Annotated in this window: 16 protein-coding genes; 9 read left to right on the top strand and 7 right to left on the bottom strand. The window is 69.1% G+C overall.

Features of this window, described 5'->3' with window-relative positions; genetic code table 11:
* Nucleotides 1-22: 22 nt before the first annotated feature.
* Entirely contained in the window at nt 23-643 is a 621-nt protein-coding gene (gene gmk / locus RA210_RS02675) for a guanylate kinase (protein ID WP_136491281.1), read from the bottom strand.
* A 23-nt stretch (nt 644-666) separates the two neighbouring features.
* Entirely contained in the window at nt 667-1,530 is an 864-nt protein-coding gene (locus RA210_RS02670) for a YicC/YloC family endoribonuclease (protein WP_136491280.1), read from the bottom strand.
* A 163-nt stretch (nt 1,531-1,693) separates the two neighbouring features.
* Here RA210_RS02670 and rph point away from each other — a divergent pair, with 163 nt between their 5' ends.
* Entirely contained in the window at nt 1,694-2,413 is a 720-nt protein-coding gene (rph, locus tag RA210_RS02665; protein WP_136491279.1) for a ribonuclease PH, read from the top strand.
* Between the two features lie 43 nt (nt 2,414-2,456).
* Nucleotides 2,457-2,825, top strand: coding sequence for a DUF4870 domain-containing protein (locus RA210_RS02660; RefSeq protein WP_136491278.1), 369 nt, complete (start codon nt 2,457-2,459; stop codon nt 2,823-2,825).
* Nucleotides 2,826-2,876: 51 nt separating this feature from the next.
* Here the strand turns inward: RA210_RS02660 and RA210_RS02655 are convergent, their stop codons facing one another.
* On the bottom strand, nt 2,877-3,656 hold the full coding sequence (locus RA210_RS02655; protein ID WP_136491277.1) for an exodeoxyribonuclease III: 780 nt from the start codon (nt 3,654-3,656) through the stop codon (nt 2,877-2,879).
* Nucleotides 3,657-3,726: 70 nt separating this feature from the next.
* On the opposite strand from RA210_RS02655, the gene pyrE reads away from it, so the two are divergent.
* From pyrE to RA210_RS02640, 3 genes are all read left to right on the top strand, one after another.
* Nucleotides 3,727-4,368 carry an orotate phosphoribosyltransferase gene (gene pyrE, locus RA210_RS02650; protein WP_136491276.1) on the top strand — a complete coding sequence of 214 codons (642 nt, stop codon included), beginning with the start codon at nt 3,727-3,729 and terminating at the stop codon, nt 4,366-4,368.
* A 188-nt stretch (nt 4,369-4,556) separates the two neighbouring features.
* Nucleotides 4,557-6,032 (top strand): DUF3360 family protein, encoded by a 1,476-nt coding sequence (locus RA210_RS02645; protein ID WP_136491275.1) that lies wholly within the window; start codon nt 4,557-4,559, stop codon nt 6,030-6,032.
* A gap of 191 nt (nt 6,033-6,223) precedes the next feature.
* A complete protein-coding gene (locus RA210_RS02640; RefSeq protein ID WP_372239893.1) occupies nt 6,224-6,802 on the top strand; it encodes a DUF4124 domain-containing protein in 579 nt (192 codons plus the stop codon).
* Between the two features lie 44 nt (nt 6,803-6,846).
* Here the strand turns inward: RA210_RS02640 and argB are convergent, their stop codons facing one another.
* The 4 genes from argB to coaBC form a co-directional block, all read right to left on the bottom strand.
* Complete coding sequence (argB, locus tag RA210_RS02635; protein WP_136491273.1) at nt 6,847-7,752, bottom strand: acetylglutamate kinase; 906 nt, start codon at nt 7,750-7,752, stop codon at nt 6,847-6,849.
* Between the two features lie 17 nt (nt 7,753-7,769).
* Complete coding sequence (locus RA210_RS02630) at nt 7,770-9,161, bottom strand: phosphomannomutase/phosphoglucomutase (RefSeq protein WP_136491287.1); 1,392 nt, start codon at nt 9,159-9,161, stop codon at nt 7,770-7,772.
* Nucleotides 9,162-10,219: 1,058 nt separating this feature from the next.
* Nucleotides 10,220-10,675 carry a dUTP diphosphatase gene (dut, locus tag RA210_RS02625; protein ID WP_136491661.1) on the bottom strand — a complete coding sequence of 152 codons (456 nt, stop codon included), beginning with the start codon at nt 10,673-10,675 and terminating at the stop codon, nt 10,220-10,222.
* A 6-nt stretch (nt 10,676-10,681) separates the two neighbouring features.
* Nucleotides 10,682-11,890: a bifunctional phosphopantothenoylcysteine decarboxylase/phosphopantothenate--cysteine ligase CoaBC gene (gene coaBC, locus RA210_RS02620; protein ID WP_136491662.1), complete on the bottom strand. Its 1,209-nt coding sequence runs from the start codon at nt 11,888-11,890 to the stop codon at nt 10,682-10,684.
* 180 nt (nt 11,891-12,070) lie between these two features.
* Here coaBC and radC point away from each other — a divergent pair, with 180 nt between their 5' ends.
* The 4 genes from radC to RA210_RS02600 all read left to right on the top strand — a co-directional run bounded on the left by radC (nt 12,071) and on the right by RA210_RS02600 (nt 14,998).
* Nucleotides 12,071-12,745, top strand: a complete 675-nt coding sequence (radC, locus tag RA210_RS02615; RefSeq protein WP_136491663.1) for a RadC family protein — start codon at nt 12,071-12,073, stop codon at nt 12,743-12,745.
* Nucleotides 12,746-12,965: 220 nt separating this feature from the next.
* Nucleotides 12,966-13,202 (top strand): 50S ribosomal protein L28, encoded by a 237-nt coding sequence (gene rpmB / locus RA210_RS02610; RefSeq protein WP_090350585.1) that lies wholly within the window; start codon nt 12,966-12,968, stop codon nt 13,200-13,202.
* An 11-nt stretch (nt 13,203-13,213) separates the two neighbouring features.
* Nucleotides 13,214-13,369, top strand: a complete 156-nt coding sequence (gene rpmG, locus RA210_RS02605) for a 50S ribosomal protein L33 (protein WP_090350581.1) — start codon at nt 13,214-13,216, stop codon at nt 13,367-13,369.
* Nucleotides 13,370-13,504: 135 nt separating this feature from the next.
* Entirely contained in the window at nt 13,505-14,998 is a 1,494-nt protein-coding gene (locus RA210_RS02600; protein WP_136491664.1) for an aldehyde dehydrogenase, read from the top strand.
* Nucleotides 14,999-15,021: the final 23 nt, after the last annotated feature.

Below are 15,021 nucleotides of genomic sequence, written 5' to 3'. Positions count from 1 at the left end.
AAGTGGCGAATGCGTCCGGGCGTCAGCGCAGCAGGCGCTCGAGCAGCTCGGCGTGGCGCTTCTGCTGCGAACCCTGGTGCAGCTGGCGGGCGCGGAAGATCGCCTTGAGGTCCTCCAGGGCATGGCTGAACTGGTCGTTGATCACCACGTAGTCGTACTCGACATAATGGCTCATTTCGCTGACCGCTTCGCGCATGCGCCGCTCGATGATCTCCTCGCTGTCCTGGCCGCGGTTGTTCAGGCGGTGGCGCAGCGCCTCCTGCGACGGCGGCAGGATGAAGATCGACTGCGCCTGCGGCATCAGCCGGCGCACCTGCTGGGCGCCCTGCCAGTCGATCTCGAGGATCAGGTCGAGGCCCTCGGCGAGGGTGCGCTCGACCCAGCGCTGCGAGGTGCCGTAGAGGTTGCCGAACACCTCGGCGTGCTCGAGGAACTCGTCCTGCTCGAGCATGCCGAGGAATTCCTCGCGGGCGACGAAGTGGTAGTTCACCCCGTCCACCTCGCCCGGGCGCATGCTGCGGGTGGTGTGCGACACCGACACGCGGATCTGCTCGTTGCTGTCGAGCAGGGCCTTGACCAGGCTGGTCTTGCCGGCGCCGGAAGGCGCGGAAACGATGTAAAGGGTGCCGTGGCTGCTGTTCATGGGGGTTTCTGTCACTACCGGAATCACTCGATGTTCTGCACTTGCTCGCGCATCTGCTCGATCAGCACCTTGAGGTTGACCGCGGCCTGGGTGGAGCGCGGGTCGAAGGCCTTGGAGCCGAGGGTGTTGGCCTCGCGGTTGAGTTCCTGCATCAGGAAGTCGAGGCGCCGGCCGGCGGCGCCGCCGGCCTTGAGCACGCGGCGCACCTCGCGCACATGGGTGCTCAGACGATCCAGCTCCTCGGCCACGTCACTCTTCTGCGCCAGCAGCACCAGCTCCTGCTCGAGGCGCTGCGGGTCCAGCTCGGCCCGCAGCTCGGCGAAGCGGTTCTCGATCTTCTGCCGCTGCGCGGCGAGCATCTGCGGCACCAGCTCGCGCAGGCTGTCGACCTCCTTGAGGATCGCCGCCAGGCGCTCCTCGAGCAGGGCGGCCAGGGCGGCGCCTTCGCGCTCGCGGCCGGCCTTGAGTTCGGCCAGGGCCTGCTCGAACAGTGCCAGGGCGGCAGCGTTGAGCGCCTGCGGGTCGGCGGCGTCGGCCACCAGCACGCCCGGCCAGGCCAGCACTTCCAGCGGGTTCAGCGGGGCCGGCTGGCTGATCAGCGCGGCCACCGCCTCGGCGGCGGCGATCACCTGGGCGGCGCGCTCGCGGTCGACCTGCAGGGCCTTGCCGGCGCTCTCCTCGGCCAGGCGCAGGGTGCACTCGACCTTGCCGCGCGCCAGCGCCTGGCGCAGCGCCTCGCGCACGCCGCCCTCGAGGTCGCGGAACGCCTCGGGCAGGCGCAGGTGCGGCTCCAGGTAGCGGTGGTTGACCGAGCGCAGCTCCCAGCTCAGGGTGCCCCAGGGGCCGGCGCTCTCCACCCGCGCGAAGGCGGTCATGCTGTGTACCATGGGCGATCCTCGCATTGGTAAGGGGGCGGGCGCCCGTGGCGCCGCGGATTCGATCCGCCAGTGTAACCCAGGCGCGTCGGCCCCCCAATCGCGGCGGTGGTTCGCCACGCCTGCGGCCCTCTATAATGGTTCGCACTTTCCCCCTCTTCGACAGGACCTGCCGATGAACCGTCCCAGTGGTCGCGCCGCCGACCAGATGCGCCCGATCCGTATCACCCGCCACTACACCAAGCATGCCGAGGGTTCGGTGCTGGTCGAGTTCGGCGATACCAAGGTGATCTGCACGGTGAGCGCCGAGGCCGGCGTGCCGCGCTTCCTCAAGGGGCAGGGCCAGGGCTGGCTGACCGCCGAGTACGGCATGCTGCCGCGCGCCACCGGCTCGCGCACCCACCGCGAGGCGGCGCGCGGCAAGCAGGGCGGGCGCACCCTGGAGATCCAGCGCCTGATCGGCCGCTCGCTGCGTGCCGCGCTGGACCTGTCCAAGCTGGGCGAGACCACCCTGTACATCGACTGCGACGTGATCCAGGCCGACGGCGGCACCCGCACCGCGTCGATCACCGGCGCCACTGTGGCACTGATCGATGCGCTGGCTACCCTGAAGAAGCGTGGCGCGCTGAAGCAGAACCCGCTCAAGCAGCTGGTCGCCGCGGTCTCGGTGGGCATCTACCAGGGCCAGCCGGTGCTCGATCTGGACTACCTGGAGGACTCGGCGGCCGGCACCGACCTCAACGTGGTGATGACCGACGCCGGCGGCTTCATCGAGGTGCAGGGCACCGCCGAGGGCACGCCGTTCCAGCCCGAGGAACTCAACGCCATGCTGGCGCTGGCGCGCAAGGGCATCGACGAGCTGTTCGAGCTGCAGCGCGCCGCGCTCGACAACTGAGACCGGCTGCGGCCGGGCCGGCGCCTGGTCCGGGAGGTGTGCGATGAACGACGAGCAACTGCCGGCGCCGCCCGGCCCGGACGCCGAGGCGCGCAAGTGGGCGATGCTCTGCCACTACGCGGCCTTCGCCTGGCTGCTGGCGCCGATGATCGGCAACGTCATCGGCCCGCTGCTGGTCTGGCAGCTCAAGCGCGAGAGCGATCCCTACGTCGACGCCCAGGGTCGCGAGGCGCTGAACTTCCAGATCACCGCGAGCCTGGCGCTGCTGGTCTGCGCGACCCTGTCGTGGGTGGCCTTCCCGCTGGCCGCGCTGGTCAGCGTGGGCGCCCTGGTGCTCACCGTGATCGGCGGGATCAAGGCCAACGAGGGCCGCGCCTGGCGCTATCCGTTCTGCATCCGCTTCCTCAGGTAGCGGACATGAAAAAGCCGACCCGCGGGTCGGCTTTTTCGTCGCTGCGGCCGCTCAGATGCTCAGCGTCCAGTCGTAGTCGACCACCAGCGGCGCGTGCTGCGAGAAGCGCGGCTGGCGCGGCAGCTGGGCGCTGCGCACGCTGCGGCGCATGCCGGGGGTGAGCAGCTGGTAGTCGAAGCGGAAGCCGAGGTTGAGCATCTGCGCCTGCTCGGTGTCCGGCCACCAGCTGTATTGCTCGCCCTCGCGGCTGACCTCGCGCAGGGCGTCGACGTAGCCGAGGTTGCCGAACACCTCGTCGAGCCAGGCGCGCTCGGGGGCGAGGAAGCCCGGCGCCTGCTGGCAGTCGCGCCAGTTCTTCACGTCCAGCTTCTGGTGCGCCACGTACAGCGAGCTGCAGTAGATGTACTCGCGGCGCTTGCGGCGCTGCTTGTTCAGGTAGCTGGTGAAGTCGTCCATGAACTTGAACTTGGCGTTCAGGTCGGCGTCGCCCTTCTGACCGCTGGGCATCAGCAGGCTGGCGATGCTGACCTTGTCGAAGTCGGCCTGCAGGTAGCGCCCGTAGCGGTCGGCCTGCTCGAAGCCCAGGCCGAAGATGATGGCCTTGGGCTGCAGGCGCGAGTAGATGGCGACGCCGCCCTGGCTCGGCACTTCGGCATCGACGGCGTACATGGTGTAGCCGTCGAGCTGCCAGGCGGGGTCTTCCATGTCATAGCACGAGGCGCGGGTGTCCTGCAGGCAGATGACGTCGGCGTTCTGGCTCTGCAGCCAGCCGAGCAGGCCGCGCTCCACCGCCGCCTGCATACCGTTCACGTTGACACTGACAATCCGCATAAATGGCCCCTGAAAAAACCTGTGTGTATGATACCCGACTTTCCTGTTTTTTGGCGGAATCGGGCATCTCATGCAAGCATATCAACGCGAATTCATCCGCTTCGCCATCGAGCGCGGCGTGCTGCGCTTCGGCGAGTTCACCCTCAAGTCCGGGCGCACCAGTCCCTACTTCTTCAACGCCGGGCTGTTCAACAGCGGCCTGGCCCTGGCGCAGCTCGGCCGCTTCTATGCCGAGGCGGTGCAGGCCAGCGGCATCGACTTCGACGTGCTGTTCGGTCCGGCCTACAAGGGCATCCCGCTGGCCAGCGCCACCGCCATCGCCCTGGCCGAGCAGCATGGCCGCGACCTGCCCTGGTGCTTCAACCGCAAGGAGGCCAAGGATCACGGCGAGGGCGGCACCCTGGTCGGTGCGCCGCTGGTCGGAAAGGCGCTGATCGTCGACGACGTGATCACCGCCGGCACCGCGATCCGCGAGGTGATGCAGATCATCCAGGCGCAGGGCGCACAGGCGGCCGGCGTGCTGATCGCGCTCAATCGCGAGGAGCGCGGCCAGGGCGAACTGTCGGCGATCCAGGAAGTCGAGCGCGACTTTGGTATACCGGTAGTGAGCATTGTCTCGCTGACTCAGGTGCTGGATTATCTGGCGCAGGATGAACAGCTCCGCCAGCACCTGCCGGCGGTCGAGGCGTACCGCACGCAATACGGAATCTGACCGGTACACGAAGTTTCAGGCCATACAACAACTATTAGAAACTCATTTTTGGATTGGCATGCCAGTTCAAGGCCTGCCAGGCGGTCATGTACGGACATGGCCGTCATGTCACAAGAATAAAAAAGATTAGTCGCGCAGGCTGCGCCATGGCTGGCCTGCATCTCTAACCTTTTCGAATAGTTGAACGTATGACCGACAATAATCAGAAAAGTTACCGCGAACTGCATAAGCCCAAATCACAGTTCGGATCGCGGGAAGAATATCTCGAGCACGAACTGACGATCATGTCGCCGCGGCGCTGGGGCATCAACCTGCCGCTGCGCGACTACCGCTTCGAGCTGGAGGACTGGGTGCCGGCGATGGCCGCCACCATCGGCAAGATCGTCATGGTCGCCGCGGTGGTGGCCGCCTTCGCCGCGCCACTGGGGCTGTCCAACGAGTTCGTCATCGAGAACGCCCGTTACGAGATGCTGATCGCCGCGCTGCTGTTCGTGGTGCTGTTCTCCGGCATCCTCAACCCGGCGGCCAACCTGGCCGGCACCCACGGCCCGCTGATTCCGCTGATTCCGCTGATCGTCGCCTCCGGTGGCCACCCGATGGCGCTGGGCATCATGGTCGGCGTGCTCGGCTTCATCCTCGGCATCAGCAAGGGCGGCAGCCTGCTGGCGCGGCTGACCAGCGACGGGGTGTGCGGCGGCCTGCTGCTGTACCTGGGCTTCATCGGCGTCACCTCGCAGATCAAGAGCCTGTTCGCCTGGGCCGGCGGTTTCGACATGGGTTATCTGGCCTTCGTGATCGTCTTCGCCACCATCGTCATGTATGCCTATCTCGAACATATCCGCATGCGCTGGCTGGCCATTCCGCTGGGCGCGATCATGGCCGCGGCAATTGCCTTCGCCCTCGGTGCGCCCTTCGAGTTCAAGACCGAGCCGGGCATTCCCAACCTGAATCCGGCCTACTGGTGGGGCGAGGACAGCGGCTGGCAACTGGGCCTGCCGGAGTTGCAGCACTTCATCGCCGTGGCGCCCTTCGCGGTACTGGCGGTGGCCATGTGGTCGCCGGACTTCCTCGGCCACCGCATCTTCCAGGAACTGAACTATCCGCCCAAGGCCAAGAAGGTGCTGATGAACATCGACGACACGATGTGCATCGCCGCGGCGCGGCAGATCGTCGGCACTTCCCTGGGCGGCGGCAACCTGACTTCTTCCTGGGGCACCTACATGGTGCCCGCGGCCATCGCCAAGCGGCCGATTCCGGCCGGCGCCATGCTCACCGGCCTGCTCTGCGTGATCGCCGCGCTGTGGGGCTACCCGATGGACCTGGCGATCTGGCCGCCGGTGCTCAGCGTGGCCCTGCTGGTCGGCGTCTACCTGCCGCTGCTGGAGGCCGGCATGCAGATGACCCGCGAGGGCAAGACCTCGCAGTCGGCGGCCATCGTGATCTTCTCCTCGGCGCTGGTGAATCCGGTGTTCGGCTGGTCGCTGACCATGCTGCTGGACAATCTCGGCCTGATCGGTGACAAGGAGCGCGGCCAGAGCCTCGGCCATCGCGATCGCTGGATCATCCCGGCCGCGGTGTTCCTCATCCTCTGTGGCGTGATGGCGGCGATCGGCATGTTCCCGGGCATTCCGGCGCTGCTGGAGTCGTTCCGCGACCTGGCCTGATCGGCTGCTCCGCGGCAGACAAGGGGGAGCCTCGGGCTCCCCTTTGTCGTTTTGCCGAACCGCTTCACGCTCTGCCCGTCCCGCGCTTTTGTGGCGCGGCGACGGGGCGGGTATCCTGCGAGATCGGCAGGCGATGTTCCGGGCAGCGGTTGTCCGGTTGGGAGAACGAGGTGAGAGGCTGAGCGATGCGGATGGGGAACGTGCTATTGCTGCTGCTGGGGCTGCTGGCCGCGACGACGGTGCAGGCCGAGCTGTATCGCTACGTGAACCGCCAGGGGGTGGTGGTGCTGGACCGCCAGGGCGTGCCCCCCGAATACGTGGCCAACGGCTACGAGGTGCTCAACGACCAGGGGCGGCTGATCCGCGTGGTGCCGCGCGCGCCGACCGTCGAGGAGCTGCGCCGCCAGGCCGATCAGGCGCGCCAGGCGCAGGCCGATGCCCAGCTGCGCCAGCGTTACGCCAGCCTCGCCGACCTCGAGCAGACCCGCGCCCAGCGTCTGCGTGACATCGACTCCTTCGCCGGGGTCAACCATGCCAACCTGCAGAGCGTGGACGGCCAGCTGGCCTCGCTGGAGCGCCAGGCCGCCGCGCGCCAGCGCGCCGGCCAGGCCGTGCCGGCGGGCCTGCTCAAGCAGATGGAGGATCTGCGCCTCGAGCGCGGCCGCCTCGAGAGCGAACTGCGCCGCCTGGACGGGGTGCGCAAGAGCGTGGAGGCGGAGTTCGCCGCCGACCGTGCGCGCCTCGAGCAGCTGCTCGGCGCCGGTCGCTGACGACGCCGCGGGTGACGCCGCTCCCGGAGGAGCGGCGCTGGCCCTCAGCCCTGGCGGGCGTTGCTGATCAGGGTGCCGACGCCGCTGTCGGTGAAGATCTCCAGCAGCACGGCGTTGGGCACGCGGCCGTCGATGATGTGCGCGCTGTGCACGCCACCCTGCACCGCCTCGAGGGCGCAGCGGATCTTCGGCAGCATGCCGCCGTAGATGGTGCCGTCGGCGATCAGGCCGTCGACCTGCTCGGTGGACAGGCCGGTCAGCACGTTGCCCTGCTTGTCGAGCAGGCCGGCGGTGTTGGTCAGCAGCATCAGCTTCTCGCACTTGAGCGCCTCGGCCACCTTGCCGGCCACCAGGTCGGCGTTGATGTTGTAGGACTCGCCGTCCTCGCCGACGCCGATCGGCGCGATCACCGGGATGAAGTCGCCGGCCACCAGCATGTTGATCAGCTCGACGTTGACGCCAACCACCTCGCCGACGTGGCCGATGTCGATGATCTCCGGCTGGGTCATCTCCGGGGTCTGGCGGGTGACCTTGAGCTTCTTCGCCTTGATCAGGCCGGCGTCCTTGCCGGTCAGGCCGATGGCGCTGCCGCCGTGCTGGTTGATCAGGTTGACGATGTCCTTGTTGACCTGGCCGCCGAGGACCATCTCCACCACGTCCATGGTCGCTGCGTCGGTGACGCGCATGCCGTCGATGAAGTGGCTCTCGATGTTCAGGCGCTTGAGCAGGTCGCCGATCTGCGGGCCGCCGCCGTGCACCACCACCGGGTTGATGCCGACCGCCTTCATCAGCACGATGTCGCGGGCGAAGCTGGTCTTCAGCTCGTCGCTTTCCATGGCGTTGCCGCCGTACTTGACCACCAGGGTCTTGCCGCTGAAGCGGCGGATGTAGGGCAGGGCCTCGGCGAGGACTTTGGCTACCTGTTCGGCAGCTTCACGATTGAGGGGCATGCTGGGCTCCAGTGATGTCAGAAGGGCAGGTCCAGGTCGGGGGCCACGGCCTTGAGCTTGGCGTGGAAGACCTGCTGGATCCGCGAAAGTTCAGCGGCGTCGTCGGCCTCGAAGCGCAGCACCAGCACCGGGGTGGTGTTGGAGGCGCGCACCAGGCCCCAGCCGCGGGGGTAGTCGACGCGCACGCCGTCGAGAGTGAACAGGCTGGCCTCGCCCCACTGCGTGTCGCGCTGCAGGGCCTCGATCAGGGCGAACTTGCGCTCGTCGCCGACCTTGATGTTGATCTCCGGGGTGGACAGGGCGACCGGGAAGTCGGTGAACACCTCGGCGGCGCTGCGGCTGTCCAGGCTGAGAATCTCCAGCAGGCGTGCGGCGCTGTAGATGCCGTCGTCGAAGCCGTACCAGCGCTCCTTGAAGAAGATGTGCCCGCTCATCTCGCCGGCCAGCAGGGCGCCGGTTTCCTTCATCTTGGCCTTGATCAGCGAGTGGCCGGTCTTCCACATCAGCGGGCGGCCGCCGTAGCCGCGGATAAGGCCGGCCAGGCCGCGGGTGCACTTGACGTCGAAGATCACGTCGGCGCCGGGATTGCGGCTCAGCACGTCGCGGGCGAACAGCATCAGCAGGCGGTCGGGGTAGATCATCTCGCCTTCGTTGGTCACCACGCCGACGCGGTCGCCGTCGCCGTCGAAGGCCAGGCCCAGGTCGGCGCCGGTGGCCTTGACCGCGGCGATCAGGTCGCGGAGGTTCTCCGGCTTGCCCGGGTCCGGATGGTGGTTGGGGAAGGTGCCGTCCACCTCGCAGAACAGCGGGATCACCTCGCAGCCGAGTTCCTCGAGCAGTTGCGGTGCGTTGACGCCGGCCACGCCGTTGCCGCAGTCGACCACCACCTTGAGCGGGCGGGCCAGCACCACGTCCTCGACGATGCGCTGCTGGTACTGCTCGAGCGGCGCGCTCTGGCTGCGCGTGCCGCTGCCGCTGGCCAGGTCGCCGTCCTGCAGGCGGCGGTAGAGGGCCTGGATGCGTTCGTTGGCCAGGGTCTCGCCGGCGATGACGATCTTGAAGCCGTTGTAGTCCGGCGGGTTGTGGCTGCCGGTGACCATCACCCCGCTGCGGGCGCCGAGCACGTGGGTGGAGAAGTACAGCACCGGAGTCGGCAGCATGCCGACGTCGGTGACGTGGCAGCCGCAGTCCTGCAGGCCGCGGATCAGCGCCTCGGCCAGCTCCGGGCCGGACAGGCGGCCGTCGCGACCGACCACCACGGCGGGCTCGCCGCAGGCCAGGCTCTCCGAGCCGATGGCGCGGCCGATCCAGTAGGCGGTTTCGCTGGTCAGGCTGTCGCCGACCACGCCGCGGATGTCATAGGCGCGGAAGATCGCGGCCGGCAGTTGCGGGACGTTGGAGGTGTTCATCGGGGCGGGAGGCTCCATCGGAGTGGGCGACAGGCTGTCGCTGTCGAGCAGGTCGAAGACGTCCGCCGCCAGCGGTTTGCCGGCGGGCAGTGGTGCGGGTGCGGCCGGCTTGGCGGCCGGTTCGCTGGTCGGCAGGGTGGCCAGCAGGGCATCGAGGTCGCCGAGGCCGTCGCTCGGTGTCCGCGCGGCGGGGATGAGCGGTGCGGGAGCCGGTCGCGGCGGTTCGCGGCGGCGCTGCAGGGCCGCGCCACCGAGGGCACCGGCCAGCCCCAGCAGGCCGGCCAGCAGTCCCTGCCAGGGCGCCGGCGCGGCCGGCTGCAGGGCGCTGCCGGGGCGCAGGGAGAGCTGCCAGTGCGGGTGGGCGGTCGGCCAGCTGTGCGCTTCGCCGCCGCCGTTGCCGCGCGCCAGCAGCAGCTGCGCCGGGCCGTCGGGATACTGCTGCAGCAGCTGCAGTTCGCCGACCTCGGCCGGCAGCGGCGGCAGGCGTTCGAGCAGCTGCTGCAGGTCGCGTACCAGCAGCAGGGTGCCCTGCACCCGGCCGCCGGCATCGGCGACCGCGGCCGCGCTGTACAGCAGCCAGCGCTCGCCGACCCGGTAGGCCTCGGGGGCTGGCGGTGGCCCCTGTTCGGCGCGGCGCAGCAGGTCGAGGGCGGCGAAGTTGAGCGGTGCCGCCCGCGATTCGTCGATCTGGGCGGCGCCGACCCGGTTGAGCTGGGCGTCGATCAGGTCGCTGCGGTGGGCGAGCAGGTGCCGGGTGGCGGTCTCTCGGCTGGCGGGGTCGCCGGCCAGGGCGGCGAGCAGCTCGGCCTGGCCGGCGGCGTCGCGGGTGTCCCGGCCGAGCTGGTGGAGGCCCTGCTGCAGGGCGCCGAGCGGACCGGCGGCCCAGGCGGCGAGCAGTTGCTGGCGGTTTTCCGTGCTGGCCTGCTGCCCGGCGTGGAGCAGCAGGCCGCTGCCGGCCAGCAGGCCGAGCAGGCTGCCGGCGGCGACCGGCAGGAGGCGGGTGCGCAGGAGGGAGGTCGACTTCATGGGCGACTCGGCGCGAAGGGGTGGAAGAACGCTCAGTGGCGACCGCTGTGGCCGAAGCCGCCGGCGCCGCGCTGGCTGTCGTCGAACTGCTCGACCAGCTCGAAGCGCGCCTGCACCACCGGCACCAGCACCAGCTGGGCCAGGCGCTCGCCGACGGCGATGGTGAAGGCGCTCTGCCCGCGGTTCCAGCAGGACACCATCAGTTCGCCCTGGTAGTCGGAGTCGATCAGGCCGACCAGGTTGCCGAGGACGATGCCGTGCTTGTGGCCCAGGCCCGAGCGCGGCAGGATCAGCGCGGCCAGCCCCGGGTCGGCGACGTGGATGGCCAGTCCGGTGGGGATCAGCACGGTCTGTCCGGGCTCGAGGGTCAGCGCCTCCTGCAGCATGGCGCGCAGGTCGAGGCCGGCGGAGCCGGGCGTGGCGTACTCGGGCAGCGGGAAGTCGCGGCCCAGGCGCGGATCGAGGATGCGGGCTTGCAGTGTGTGCATCGGGAGTCAGTTCCGGTGGTAGCGTTCGGCGATGAAGGCGATCAGCTGGCGGGCGATCTTGCCCTTGCTGGTCTGCGGAAAACTATTCTGCGCGAGCTGGCGGTCGATGATGGTGATCGCGTTCTCCTCGCTGTTGAAGCCGATGCTCGGGTTGGCCACGTCGTTGGCGACGATCAGGTCGAGGTTCTTGTCCCTGAGCTTGCGCGCCGCGTAGTCGAGCAGGTTCTCGGTCTCGGCGGCGAAGCCGACGCTGAACGGCCGGTCGGCGCGGGTGGCGAGGGTGGCGAGGATGTCCGGGTTGCGCACCATGCGCAGGGTCAGGCCGTCGTCGCTGCCCGGGTCCTTCTTCATCTTCTGCGCGGCGATCACCTCGGGGCGGTAGTCGGCCACTGCGGCGGCGGCGATCAGGATGTCGCAGGGCATCGCCGCCTCGCAGGCGGCCAGCATGTCGCGGGCGCTGACCACGTTGACCCGGCTGACCCGCTGCGGGGTGGCCAGGTGCACCGGGCCGCTGACCAGGGTCACCGCGGCGCCGGCCTCGGCGGCGGCCTCGGCGAGGGCGAAGCCCATCTTGCCCGAGCTGTGGTTGGTGATGTAGCGCACCGGGTCGATGGCTTCCTGGGTCGGTCCGGCGGTGATCAGCACCCGGCAGCCGGTGAGCAGGCCGCGCTCGAAGCAGTCGGCGGCGCGTTGCGCCAGCTCGTCGGCCTCCAGCATGCGCCCGGGGCCGACGTCGCCGCAGGCCTGGCTGCCGGCGTCGGGGCCGAACAGGCGCAGGCCGCGCTGCACCAGCAGCTCGGCGTTGGCCTGGGTCGCCGGGTCGCGCCACATCGCCTGGTTCATCGCCGGGGCCAGCGCCACCGGGGCGTCGGTGGCCAGCACCAGGGTGGTCAAGAGGTCGTCGGCGATGCCCTGGGCCAGGCGCGCCATCAGGTCGGCGGTGGCCGGGGCGATCAGCACCAGGTCGGCCCAGCGGGCCAGCTCGATGTGGCCCATGGCCGCCTCGGCGGCCGGGTCGAGCAGGTCGTTGAACACCGGGTGGCCGGACAGCGCCTGCAGGGTCAGCGGGGTGATGAACTCGCGGGCGGCGCGGGTCATCACCACGCGCACTTCGGCGCCCTGGTCGCGCAGCCGGCGGATCAGTTCGGCGCTCTTGTAGGCGGCGATGCCGCCGCCGACTCCCAGGACGATGCGTTTACGCTGCAACCGCTGCATGAGCCTGCCTTTTTATTCTGCGATGGAGGTGGATTGCGCGGCGTCGCGAACGGGGTCACAACGGCCGGCGCCGGGTTGAAAATCGGGCGGGCTAAGATAGCACAGCGCCAGTCGCGCCGGCAGCGCAGCCGGGCGGGCGCCGGCCGCCATGGGGGCGCGCCGCACACAGGGAGGTGGGGAATGAGCATCCGGGACTGGCCGGCCGCCGAGCGGCCGCGGGAGAAGCTGCTGGCGCAGGGCGCCGCAGCACTGAGCGATGCCGAGCTGCTGGCGATCTTCCTGCGCACCGGGGTGGCCGGGCGCAGCGCGGTGGACCTGGCGCGCCACCTGCTGGCCGAGTTCGGCGGCCTGCGTCCGCTGCTGGAGGCCGGGCTGGACGACTTCAGCGCCCATCTTGGGCTCGGCCCGGCCAAGTACGCCCAGCTGCAGGCGGTGCTGGAGATGGGCCGCCGCCACCTGGCCGCGCGCCTGCAGCGCGACTCGGCGCTGGAGAGCCCGCAGGCGGTGCGCGACTACCTCAAGGCGCGCCTGCGCCACGAGCCGCACGAGGTGTTCGCCTGCCTGTTCCTCGACACCCGCCACCGCGTGCTGGCCTTCGAGGTGCTGTTCCATGGCTCGATCGACGGCGCCAGCGTCTACCCGCGCCAGGTGGTCAAGCGCGCCCTGGCGCACAACGCCGCCGCGCTGATCCTCACCCACAATCATCCCTCCGGGGTGGCCGAGCCCAGCCAGGCCGACCGCCAGCTGACCCAGAAGCTCAAGGAGGCGCTGGCGCTGGTCGAGGTACGGGTGCTCGATCATTTCGTGATCGGCGACGGCGAGCCGGTTTCGCTCGCCGAGTACGGCTGGATCTGACAGAATGCGCGGCCTGTTTTCCTTGCCCGTCCGGTGGTCGGGTGCGCTGCATCTGCCTTGCGGGTGCGGCGGCTTTCTGCTATAAAACTGCGCTCTTTTCTGGGGCCCGACCTTTCAGGCCGTTGGCGCGGTCGGTAAGACCCCCGAAGAAACTGAGATTCATAGCGATTCAAGCGGCCAACCCATGCCGGGTTGGGCATGTGGTCAAGAGGGCTGAGGTATGTCGAGAGTCTGTCAAGTGACCGGTAAGGGTCCGGTTACCGGGAACAACATTTCCCACGCTAACAACAAAACCCGTCGTCGTTTCCTGCCGAACCTGCAGTACCATCGTTTCTGGGTCGAGTCCGAGAAGCGTTTCGTGCGTCTGCGCGTATCGGCCAAGGGCATGCGCGTCATCGACAAGCGCGGCATCGACGCCGTGCTGGCTGAAATCCGCACCCGCGGCGAAAAAGTCTAAGGAGCATCATCATGCGTGACCTGATCCGTCTGGTGTCCAGCGCCGGTACCGGCCACTTCTACACCACCGACAAGAACAAGCGCACCACCCCCGAAAAGATCGAGATCAAGAAGTACGATCCGGTCGTTCGCAAGCACGTGATCTACAAGGAAGCCAAGATCAAGTAATTGATCCGGCCCTTGAAGAAGAAACCCGCCCCTCGTGGCGGGTTTTTTCTTGCCGGCGATTTTTCCCCGCCGGCTTGCGCAGCTTTTCCCCCAGCGGCCATGATGTTCCGACCAACCGCATCCGGAGCACAGGACATGAGCAATCCGAGCCGCATCGAATGGGAACACCGCGCCAGCATCCTGCACATCGAGGGGCGGGCCTTCGTCCATGGCGAGTACGCGCCGGCGGCGTGCGGCGCGACCTTCGACTGCATCAGTCCGATCGATGGCCGCCTGCTGGCCCGGGTGGCCAGCTGCGACGGCGCCGACGCCGAGCGGGCGGTCGCCGATGCCCGCGCCGTCTTCGAGGCGGGAACCTGGTCGCGGATGGCGCCGGCCAGGCGCAAGGCGGTGCTGCTGCGCTTCGCCGGCCTGCTCGAGGCCCACGACGAGGAGCTGGCGCTGCTCGAGACCCTCGACATGGGCAAGCCGATCGGCGACGCCCTGAAGGTCGACCTGCCGGCCGCGGTGCGCGCCATCCGCTGGTGCGCCGAGGCCATCGACAAGCTCTACGACGAGGTGGCGCCGACCCCGCACGACCAGCTGGGGCTGGTCACCCGCGAGCCGGTCGGCGTGGTCGCCGCCATCGTGCCGTGGAACTTCCCGCTGCTTATGGCCTGCTGGAAGCTCGGTCCGGCGCTGGCCGCCGGCAACTCGGTGGTGCTCAAGCCCTCGGAGAAGTCGCCGCTGACCGCGATCCGCATCGCCCGCCTGGCGGTCGAGGCCGGCATCCCCGCTGGCGTGCTCAACGTGCTGCCCGGTTACGGCCACACGGTCGGCAAGGCGCTGGCGCTGCACATGGACGTCGACACCCTGGTGTTCACCGGCTCCACGCGCACCGCCAAGCAGCTGATGATCTACGCCGGCGAGTCGAACCTGAAGCGTGTGTGGCTGGAGGCCGGCGGCAAGAGCCCGAACATCGTCTGCGCCGATGCCCCCGACCTGCGCGCCGCCGCCCGTGCCGCGGCCAGCGCGATCTGCTTCAACCAGGGCGAGGTGTGCACCGCCGGCTCGCGCCTGCTGGTGGAGGCCTCGATCAAGGACCAGTTCATGACCCTGCTGCTCGAGGAAGTGCAGCGCTGGCAGCCCGGCCACCCGCTCGATCCGGCGACCAACGTCGGCGCGCTGGTCGACGAGCAGCAGCTCAATACCGTGCTCGGCTACATCGCCGCCGGCCACGCCGAGGGCGCCCAGCTGCGCTGCGGCGGCGGCCGGGTGCTGGCCGAGACCGGCGGGGTGTTCGTCGCGCCGACGGTGTTCGACGGGGTGAGCAACGCCATGAAGATCGCCCGCGAGGAGATCTTCGGCCCGGTGCTGTCGGTGATCGCCTTCGACGACCTCGACGAGGCCATCCGCATCGCCAACGACACCCCCTACGGGCTGGCCGCCGCGCTGTGGACCGGCAACCTGTCCAAGGCCCACCTGGCCGCCAAGGCGCTGCGCGCCGGCAGCGTGTGGATCAACCAGTACGACGGCGGCGACATGACCGCGCCGTTCGGCGGCTTCAAGCAGTCGGGCAACGGCCGCGACAAGTCGCTGCACGCCTTCGACAAGTACACCGAGATCAAGGCGACCTGGATCAAGCTGTAAGTCCGCCGGCCGGCGGGCCTGAA

The organism is Pseudomonas sp. OF001 (assembly GCF_904426495.1).
GTDB lineage: Bacteria > Pseudomonadota > Gammaproteobacteria > Pseudomonadales > Pseudomonadaceae > Geopseudomonas.
Note: the sequence above shows the minus strand (reverse complement) of the source record. Positions and strands in the feature narration are given on the sequence as shown.

Bases quoted from the DNA above. Each gene is read 5' to 3' on its own strand.
- RA210_RS02655 (WP_136491277.1), bottom strand. From the start codon at position 3,656: ATGCGGATTGTCAGTGTCAACGTGAACGGTATGCAGGCGGCGGTGGAG.
- RA210_RS02660 (WP_136491278.1), top strand. From the start codon at position 2,457: ATGAACGACGAGCAACTGCCGGCGCCGCCCGGCCCGGACGCCGAGGCG.
- RA210_RS02645 (WP_136491275.1), top strand. From the start codon at position 4,557: ATGACCGACAATAATCAGAAAAGTTACCGCGAACTGCATAAGCCCAAA.
- coaBC (WP_136491662.1), bottom strand. From the start codon at position 11,890: ATGCAGCGGTTGCAGCGTAAACGCATCGTCCTGGGAGTCGGCGGCGGC.
- rpmB (WP_090350585.1), top strand. From the start codon at position 12,966: ATGTCGAGAGTCTGTCAAGTGACCGGTAAGGGTCCGGTTACCGGGAAC.
- radC (WP_136491663.1), top strand. From the start codon at position 12,071: ATGAGCATCCGGGACTGGCCGGCCGCCGAGCGGCCGCGGGAGAAGCTG.
- rpmG (WP_090350581.1), top strand. From the start codon at position 13,214: ATGCGTGACCTGATCCGTCTGGTGTCCAGCGCCGGTACCGGCCACTTC.
- pyrE (WP_136491276.1), top strand. From the start codon at position 3,727: ATGCAAGCATATCAACGCGAATTCATCCGCTTCGCCATCGAGCGCGGC.
- RA210_RS02630 (WP_136491287.1), bottom strand. From the start codon at position 9,161: ATGAACACCTCCAACGTCCCGCAACTGCCGGCCGCGATCTTCCGCGCC.
- argB (WP_136491273.1), bottom strand. From the start codon at position 7,752: ATGCCCCTCAATCGTGAAGCTGCCGAACAGGTAGCCAAAGTCCTCGCC.
- RA210_RS02600 (WP_136491664.1), top strand. From the start codon at position 13,505: ATGAGCAATCCGAGCCGCATCGAATGGGAACACCGCGCCAGCATCCTG.
- RA210_RS02670 (WP_136491280.1), bottom strand. From the start codon at position 1,530: ATGGTACACAGCATGACCGCCTTCGCGCGGGTGGAGAGCGCCGGCCCC.
- rph (WP_136491279.1), top strand. From the start codon at position 1,694: ATGAACCGTCCCAGTGGTCGCGCCGCCGACCAGATGCGCCCGATCCGT.
- RA210_RS02640 (WP_372239893.1), top strand. From the start codon at position 6,224: ATGGGGAACGTGCTATTGCTGCTGCTGGGGCTGCTGGCCGCGACGACG.
- gmk (WP_136491281.1), bottom strand. From the start codon at position 643: ATGAACAGCAGCCACGGCACCCTTTACATCGTTTCCGCGCCTTCCGGC.
- dut (WP_136491661.1), bottom strand. From the start codon at position 10,675: ATGCACACACTGCAAGCCCGCATCCTCGATCCGCGCCTGGGCCGCGAC.